The following is an 8,075-nucleotide window of genomic DNA, read 5'->3' as shown; positions in this document are numbered from 1 at the left end:
AGCGAAGCGAGGGAAGAAGTAATCTTTGGATTGCACATAAAAATCGTCCTTTCTCTAATGGTGGTGTGGTAACTCCCATTTTACAGAAATGGACGATTTTTTTGTATCCTTTTTTCTTTTTTAAACCGGATGATGGGAATGGAGACGGCGACTCCAGCGGGAACAGCGCGAGCCGAAGACCCTGGACTGAGCGAAGCGAGGGAAGCGGCTAAGGCCGTGCCCGCGGAAAGCGTCCGTCGAAATGGACATCAGCCTTTTCTTTAGAAGACGAAAATGGGCTGCCCCTAAAAGTCACTTTTCATGACCTTTTGGGACAGCCCCTTTTTTGACTGATGAAAATTCATGTATATAGAAGGAGAATGATGCGCGAAGAGGAATTGATTAGCAAAGAGATTCGTTGAACATGAGGAAGGATGTGCGCAATATGGCAAAAGTCTGTTTTGGAATGATCACTTCACTCGATGGGTTCATCAGCGACCGTCATGGAAAACTCGACAAGCTTTACAAAAGTTTTAAGCCCAACGATGAAATCAATGAGCTGATGGCAAATACAGGAGCGGTCGTGATGGGCCGGCGAACTTACGACATGACTGACGATCCGGACGCCTATGCCGATGATTATGAATTCCAAGTGCCTATTTTTGTTTTGACGCATCATCCACCGGCCAAGCACCCGAAAGAAAACGACCACTTGACCATTACGTTCGTGACCGATGGCATTGAATCCGCCGTCCATAAAGCAAAAGCAGCCGCTGTGGAGCGGGATGTCGTCATACTCGGTGCCGATGTCGGCCAGCAAGCACTGCGCACGGATCTGGTGGACGAACTGCAAATCGCCATCGCCCCGCTGCTGCTCGGGACCGGAACCCGCATGTTCGAACACCTGGAAGATTTGGAGATTCACTTGGAAAAAGTCCGGACGATTGAGACAGATGAGCAAATGGAGGTTTATTACAAAGTAAACAGGCAGGGGACTGATTGAGGAATCTTTAAAGCGTCTGGGGTCAGCAGACAAAAGCTGTCCAAACAGCGCACAAAATGACAGGAAACCGAACCGCCGCCCGGTTATTATTCAAGTAAGGAGTTGAAAGCATGGCTTTGGCGCAGTCTTTGCAAAAAGCGATCGACTATATGGAGGAGAATTTGCTGAATGAGCTATCCATCGAAGCAATCGCAAAACAGGCAAATGTCTCTCCGTTCCATTTTCAACGCATGTTCTTGATCATGACCGATATCTCCGTCGGGGAATATCTGCGTCGCCGCCGTCTGACATTAACCGCCCAACAATTGCTCAACACCGATCATAAAATCATCGATATCGCGTATCGCTACGGTTACGAATCACCGGAAGCATTCACAAAAGCGTTCCGCAAACAGCATGGGCTCAGTCCGAGTGAGGCGCGAAAAGGGAGGGGAGCATTGCAATCGCATAACCGTTTAATGATTCAAGTGAATTTGAAAGGAGCCAAGCCCATGAACTATCAAATTGTTGAAAGAGATGCGTTTCAAGTAAACGGGAATGTCCGTGTGGCGAAACCGGAGAAGTGAGCGGAGTTGCCGAATTCTGGATGGAGGCCAATGCTAATGGAACATCCGGCGAATTGGCGGAGCTGATGAACAGCGAAATCAAAGGTTTGCTCGGAATTACCGATAACTATAATGAAGAGAAGAATACGGTCGATTATTGGATTGCAGTAGAGCATGCCGGTAAAGTGCCGGCTGATTTCCGTGAATTCACGGTACCGAAATCCAAATGGGCTATTTTTGAAGTGCGAGGATCTGCCCCAATCGCCATGCCCGAAGCGTGGAACCAAATCTACACAGAATGGATCCCCTCCAACGGCTATGAAGTAGCTGATATCCCAGCTATTGAAGCTTACACAGATCCCGATTCGTATAAAGACGATTCATCCAACCAGATTTGGCTGGCGGTGAAATAGCTTAGCGGAATCGCTTGCGCATAAGTATAGAATTTAAAAACTGACGTATAGTGAGCGTTGGAGCGGCGGCTTTTTGACCAGTAGTTCTCCAATAGAGCCGCATAGAAAAGACAGGGAATGAAGTTCATTTCCGGTCTTTTTTTATGAATAGAATAAGAGGTTTAGCAGAAAATAAGACAAAGCTTCTTTGTGCGATAGTAAGCAGACCGCTTTTGGGTTCTCATTTCCTGTCCATTCGAATTTCCATTAGAATGGAGGAAACAATCGGAACGAAAGGAAGTGCCGAAATGGACATGAAGATTTTCATCGTGGAAGACGATCAGGCGATTTTTCAATCGCTGAAGGAAAGCTTGGGCAAATGGGGGATGCAAGTGGTCGGTCCTGGATCTTTCGACGATGTCCTGGGCAGTTTTATGACTGAGCAGCCGCAATTGGTCATCATGGACATCCAGTTGCCGGTGTATGACGGCTTTCATTGGTGCCGTGAAATCCGGGCGATTTCGAAAGTGCCGATCATTTTCCTGTCTTCGCGCGACCACCCGATGGACATGGTCATGTCGATGCAGATGGGCGCGGATGATTATGTCCAAAAGCCGTTTCATTCGGATGTGTTGCTGGCGAAGATCCAGGCGACGTTAAGGCGGGTGTATTCATACGGCGAAGAAACTTCAGACGTATTGGAATGGAATGGGGCTATGATCGATCTGAAGCGCGGCATCATCCGGCTCGGCGGCAAGGAAGCGGAACTGACGAAAAATGAGTTTTTCATCTTAACGGTGCTCGTCGAAGCGAAAGATGAAATCGTCTCCCGCGATGAGATCATCCGCAAGCTATGGGACGATGAGCGGTTCGTCAACGACAACACCTTGACCGTCAACATTACGCGGCTACGCCAAAAATTGGCGGATTTAGGACTCGGCGATGCCATTTTGACGAAAAAAGGCTTGGGCTACGTAGCCGTCACCTTATAGAAAAGAGGGATTCGATGTTTTGGGCTTATGTGAACGATATGAAAAGCTGGATCTTCTTTTTTATTGCGGCTTTGGGGGCTGCGGATGCACTGCTTTGGCTCGATGCAGGCCTCGACGTGGAACTTTCCTCGCTGCTGTATATGAATGTACTGTTGCTCATTGCACTGGCAGTTTTTATTATCTGGCGCTACAGAAAAGAAACGGCTTATAGCCGGCAACTGGCGCGTCTGGAAGGCGAAGCGGCAGCCGATTGGCATGAACTGTTGCCGGAAGCGAAGTTCAAATGCGATAAACAGATGAACGAAGTGCTGCAGGGAGCCGCTGCAACGATGGCCGCCCAATTAAATGAATTGCGCCAGCAAAACCTCATCCAAGGAGATTACACAGCGGCATGGGTCCATGAAGCGAAAGCACCGCTGACAGCGATCCGCCTGTTAATCGACTCGAATCGCTCGGCTCCCGGCATGCAGCGACTCGAATCGGAATGGCTGCGGCTGTTCTTGCTGGTGGACCAACAATTATACATATCGCGGCTGTCTTCTCTAGAGGCTGATTACGCAGTGGATCATGTGGCACTCAAGGACATAGTAGTTCCTGAGATCCGTGAATTGATGGCTTGGTGCAGGGAAAAGGATCTGGAAATTGAATTGGACGGGTTGGACATAAACGTCCTAAGCGATAAGAAATGGGGCCGCTTCGTCCTGCGCCAAATTTTATCGAATGCAGTAAAGTACAGCCCACAAGGCGGCACGATCCGGATTTCAGCGCGCACAGACAGCACGGGCTACCGCATCTTGTCCGTTCAAGACGACGGGCCAGGGATCCCGGAACACGACTTGCCGCGCATTTTCGACAAAGGCTTTACGGGTGGCACAGGGCGGCTCCATAACGCGGCGACAGGGCTCGGGCTTTATTTGGCGAAAACGGTGTCGGATAAAATCGGCATCACGCTCTCAGCAGATTCCCGGACAGGGCAAGGGACTAAGGTGGAAATAGCCTTCCCGCTGGAAAACGACTTCGACCATATCCGTAAGTGACATCATCGTCACATTGGCCTCCCGGTTTGTCACACAAATCAAACGACCCGGCCACTGTTGCGCAGTAAGATAAGGGGAGAAGTTTACAGGGAGGCCATCACATGACGACACAAAATAAAACAATCACACAAAAAACAAGCAAGCAAACCGTTTTGCAAGCGCACAATGTCCGGAAATCTTTCGGTGCGCGCGGCAATGTCCAGCAAGTGCTGAAAGGCATCGATCTGCGCGTGGCGGAAGGGGAATTCGTCGGCATCATGGGCGCGTCGGGAGCAGGCAAGACGACCTTGCTCAACGTTCTCGCCACTATCGATCGTGCGACTGAAGGCACCATCTTGATCGATGGCGCCGATATTTCCAAGATGAAAGATGCCGAACTGTCCGCTTTTCGCAGAAACCAACTGGGCTTTATTTTCCAGGATTATAATTTGCTCGATACCTTGACGGTAAAAGAAAACATTTTGCTTCCGGTATCGCTCGGGAAGATGAAGAAACAAGCGGCAGAAGCCCAGTTCCAGTCGATCGCAAAAATCCTCGATATTGAAGCACTGGCAGATAAATACCCGCATGAAATTTCAGGCGGGCAAAAGCAACGGACTTCGGCAGCACGCGCGCTCATCAATCAGCCGTCTCTCGTGTTTGCAGACGAACCGACTGGCGCGCTCGATTCGAAATCCGCCTCTTCGCTTCTCGGAACGATGGCGGACGTCAACAAACAGCAAGGCGTGACCATCATGATGGTGACACACGATCCGCTCGCGTCGAGTTATTGCAGCCGCGTCGTTTTTCTCAAGGACGGCAATGTCTATTCGGAGCTGTACAAGGGAGACAAAACGAGACAAGCCTTTTTCCAGGAAATCCTGAATGTGCAGGCTGTGCTCGGGGGTGACAGCGTTGACGCTCTTTGATCTCGTCAAACGCAGCATGCGTAAAAACATCAAGCATTATTACCTGTACTTTTTCGCGTTAATCCTCAGCGTGGTGCTGTATTTCGTGTTCGCAACCTTGCAGCACGATACGGCAGTCGCAGAACAAGGCACAGGAACGATGGGCACTGCCTTCCAGGTAGCTGGAATTTTGCTGATCGTTATCGCCGGCATTTTTATCGTCTACGCCAATGCCATTTTCTTGAAAAGAAGAAGCCGGGAAATCGGCTTATACCAATTGATTGGGCTGACCAAGCGCGCCGTCGCCAGGCTATTGATCCTCGAGAACATGCTTCTTGGCATCATGGCGCTGATTGTCGGGATTGCAGTCGGCATGCTGGTGTCCCGCGTCTTTTTATTGTTGCTCATGAAGCTAATTGGCTACGAAGCGTTTATTGAAGTATCTTTCTCTACAGCCGCGGTCACGCAAACCTTCTTTGTCTTTCTCGCTATTTTCGTGTTGACGACCATCCAGATGGTGTTTACGGTATACCGCAATTCCTTGCTGTCTTTATTCAACTCGGAAAAGCAGGGGCAGCATCCCCGAAAGCCGAAGACCGCCGTTTCCGCTATATTGGCGTTGCTTGGCATCGGGCTGATTGCATTCGGTTATTGGCTGTCGGGACGCATGCTGAATGCGATGATTTTCTTTAATATGCTGGCGGTGTTGGCTACTGTTATCCTCGGTACGTATTTAATATTCCGGGTGACGATCAGTTGGCTGCTGTACCGTATCCGTCGCAGTAAAAATGGCCACCTCGGACTGGAAAACAGCTTGTCTTTGGCGCCGCTCATGCACCGCATGAAAAGCAATGCCAATTCACTGACCATCATCACCGTGCTGTCGGCGATGACCTTGACGATGACCGCGGCAGCTTATTCCATGTACTATTCAACGGAGCGTGAAACGCAGGCCATCATGCCGTTTGATTTCATGTTTGAAAATGAAGCTGGCTTGGCGGATGATATCAGCGAGGAACTCGATGTCAACGGGATTTCCTATCAACGCGAAGCAGTGGAAACTTTTGTCGTACCGGCTGAATTTGAAGAAAAGCCAGCCCCGTTTTTGGAGCGGGCAACGGACATCGCCTTGCTCAGCAGCGAACGATTGCAGCAAGCAGGCATCGAGGTGGACACACCGAAAAACGGTGAAGCGAGCTTTCATGATGTATCGGTCGCAACGCTTTTCAATTCGGTAACTCTGCCTTTTGACCTCACTCTCCAAGATGAGGAGCGGACCATTTTATCCATTACTGAAATCGCTCAACAAAATGTGCTCAACTGGTCATTCTTCACAAGCCAAATCGTGGTGAACGAAGAAACCTACCAATCGCTGAAAGAGCAGCTGGCCGTTGAGTCAGGCGAGACGGCACTTCAGCAAATGGACGGCTTCCACATTGCAGAACAGGACATGGCCGCAGCATCCGCCATTTACCAGCAGGATAAATATAAGACTTCGGATCTTCACGTCGATTATTACTCGTCTTATGAAGACGCTGTCCAGTCGAACGGCTTGCTCATATTCATTGCTGGATTTTTAGGGCTGGTGTTCCTCATTTCGACCGGCAGCATCCTGTACTTCAAGCAAATGACCGAAGCCGAACAGGAAAAACAAAGCTATGCGACATTGCGTCAACTCGGCTTTACGGTAAAAGACATCATGCGCGGCATCGTCCGCAAGCAAGCCTTTGTCTTCGGGCTTCCTCTCGCGATCGGCTTGGCGCATTCCATCTTCGCCATTCAAGCGGCATCGTTCCTGTTCCGGACTGACATCTTGTTTCCGGCATCGGTTGCGATGGGCGTCTATGCTTTGATCTATTTGGTCTTCGCTGTCTTAGCCGTTGGGTATTACAAGAAGACGGTAAAAGCGGCGTTATAGAGTGAAAAGCACGAAAGAGGCAACTCTCTTTCGTGCTTTTTTGTGAGTTAATATGTTACCGCCAAAGAATATCGAAGAAGGTTCAGTAATTGAAGACCTTACTAAATGTGTATTGAGAAAATCTATAAAATAGGATTCTATTGTATTGCATAAATGGTAGAATTCAGTTAATTAATCAATAGTTATCGAAAGGGTGGTAAGATGACCGGAAATAAATTAACGATTCTTCTATTAACTTCGCTCTTGTTACTTTCTGGCTGTTCATTGTTTGAAACAAATAAAAAGAAAGAAGTTCTAGAAGACACTTCTTTACATGAAAACTTGCCAAATACCTTCACTAATGGAGAAACTGCAGTTTCAATGCAAAGCGATGAAAAAAATTACACTCTTCCTGTCGATAAGATAACTTTAATCATTTCCAACTCGGGCTCAAGTAATGTTGGATTCGGTGAGCAGCGAGTGCTGGAGAAATTTCAAGAAGGCACATGGTATGAAGTATCTTACCAAGAACAGTTCGCTTTTACGGATATTGGTTTGGGTTTGGGGACGGGAGAGAAGTTGGAGCAGGAAATGCCGCTTGAATTTTTGGATTACGAACTGACGGCTGGCACATACCGAATCGTTAAAACCTTTTATATTAATGAGGGAACAGAGGAGATTGCTCTAGCTGCGGAATTTGAAATCACGAAGTAGTTCGAGGTATTGAAATATCGAAGAGATTCTAGAGTAGAAAAGCGGGATATATCTATACACAGATTATTTCCCCGGAAATATTAAAGTTGAATGAACTTGAAATGGTTATTAACAGAATAGGAGTGTAACTGTGATAGAAATTCGAAAAGCTGAAAGCCGCGACGCAGATCAAATCGTGAAAGTCATTAAAAATGCTGAGGATTCAGGATATATGATGTTCAATCCAGGCGAGCGGGAGATTTCAGCCGAATCATTCGCAAAGTTCATCAATAAGTTGAATGCCAATGAAAAATCAGGCGTTTTTATTGCGTGTGAAGAACATCAAGTTCTAGGATACTTGATTGTGCAAAATGAGAACCCCCAGCGAATTTCACATCGTGCTTATATGGTGATGGGTGTCCATAGCGATAGCCGCGGCAAAGGTGTCGGAAAGGCCTTATTTTCCCATGTCATCGCTTGGGCGAAATCCGTCAAACTGCACCGTTTGGAACTGACAGTGATAGCAGAAAACGTATCAGCAGTCACTTTATATCAGAAGATGGGGTTCGAAATTGAGGGCGTGAAGCGGGATTCGCTGCTCGTCAACGATGGTTATGTGGATGAATATTATATGGCAAAGCTGCTTTAAT

At 48.0% G+C, this 8,075-nt stretch carries 10 protein-coding genes; all 10 read left to right on the top strand.

Translation table 11 applies throughout. From position 1 onward, the window contains the following. Nucleotides 1-212: hypothetical protein (locus tag KTG14_RS16965; RefSeq protein ID WP_216971989.1), on the top strand; the 212-nt coding region annotated here is incomplete at its 5' end. Nucleotides 213-424: 212 nt separating this feature from the next. Further along, nucleotides 425-982, top strand: coding sequence for a dihydrofolate reductase family protein (locus tag KTG14_RS16960; protein ID WP_216971988.1), 558 nt, complete (start codon nt 425-427; stop codon nt 980-982). A gap of 110 nt (nt 983-1,092) precedes the next feature. After that, nucleotides 1,093-1,548: an AraC family transcriptional regulator gene (locus KTG14_RS18065; RefSeq protein ID WP_308462017.1), complete on the top strand. Its 456-nt coding sequence runs from the start codon at nt 1,093-1,095 to the stop codon at nt 1,546-1,548. Next, entirely contained in the window at nt 1,545-1,940 is a 396-nt protein-coding gene (locus KTG14_RS18060; RefSeq protein WP_308462018.1) for a GyrI-like domain-containing protein, read from the top strand. The genes KTG14_RS18065 and KTG14_RS18060 overlap by 4 nt, the downstream gene beginning before the upstream one ends. A gap of 287 nt (nt 1,941-2,227) precedes the next feature. Beyond that, a complete protein-coding gene (locus tag KTG14_RS16950; RefSeq protein WP_302054961.1) occupies nt 2,228-2,911 on the top strand; it encodes a response regulator transcription factor in 684 nt (227 codons plus the stop codon). A 14-nt stretch (nt 2,912-2,925) separates the two neighbouring features. Then, the gene (locus tag KTG14_RS16945; protein WP_254178223.1) at nt 2,926-3,948 is read left to right on the top strand and encodes a sensor histidine kinase; all 1,023 of its coding nucleotides are present in this window, start codon (nt 2,926-2,928) and stop codon (nt 3,946-3,948) included. Between the two features lie 101 nt (nt 3,949-4,049). After that, entirely contained in the window at nt 4,050-4,856 is an 807-nt protein-coding gene (locus KTG14_RS16940) for an ABC transporter ATP-binding protein (protein ID WP_216971987.1), read from the top strand. Beyond that, entirely contained in the window at nt 4,834-6,753 is a 1,920-nt protein-coding gene (locus KTG14_RS16935; protein ID WP_367948945.1) for an FtsX-like permease family protein, read from the top strand. Before KTG14_RS16940 ends, KTG14_RS16935 begins: the two co-directional genes overlap by 23 nt. A 201-nt stretch (nt 6,754-6,954) precedes the next feature. Then, nucleotides 6,955-7,446 carry an immunoglobulin-like domain-containing protein gene (locus tag KTG14_RS16930; protein WP_216971985.1) on the top strand — a complete coding sequence of 164 codons (492 nt, stop codon included), beginning with the start codon at nt 6,955-6,957 and terminating at the stop codon, nt 7,444-7,446. Between the two features lie 130 nt (nt 7,447-7,576). Continuing rightward, a complete protein-coding gene (locus KTG14_RS16925) occupies nt 7,577-8,074 on the top strand; it encodes a GNAT family N-acetyltransferase (RefSeq protein WP_308462019.1) in 498 nt (165 codons plus the stop codon). Nucleotide 8,075 lies beyond the last annotated feature (1 nt).

This window comes from Planococcus sp. CP5-4_YE (assembly GCF_019042655.1).
Taxonomy (GTDB): domain Bacteria; phylum Bacillota; class Bacilli; order Bacillales_A; family Planococcaceae; genus Planococcus.
This window is presented reverse-complemented; position numbering and strand designations above follow the sequence as displayed.

Excerpts from the sequence above, each read along its gene's own strand:
- KTG14_RS16960 (WP_216971988.1), top strand. The coding sequence starts at position 425 with ATGGCAAAAGTCTGTTTTGGAATGATCACTTCACTCGATGGGTTCATC.
- KTG14_RS18065 (WP_308462017.1), top strand. The coding sequence starts at position 1,093 with ATGGCTTTGGCGCAGTCTTTGCAAAAAGCGATCGACTATATGGAGGAG.
- KTG14_RS16950 (WP_302054961.1), top strand. The coding sequence starts at position 2,228 with ATGGACATGAAGATTTTCATCGTGGAAGACGATCAGGCGATTTTTCAA.
- KTG14_RS16945 (WP_254178223.1), top strand. The coding sequence starts at position 2,926 with ATGTTTTGGGCTTATGTGAACGATATGAAAAGCTGGATCTTCTTTTTT.
- KTG14_RS16940 (WP_216971987.1), top strand. The coding sequence starts at position 4,050 with ATGACGACACAAAATAAAACAATCACACAAAAAACAAGCAAGCAAACC.
- KTG14_RS16930 (WP_216971985.1), top strand. The coding sequence starts at position 6,955 with ATGACCGGAAATAAATTAACGATTCTTCTATTAACTTCGCTCTTGTTA.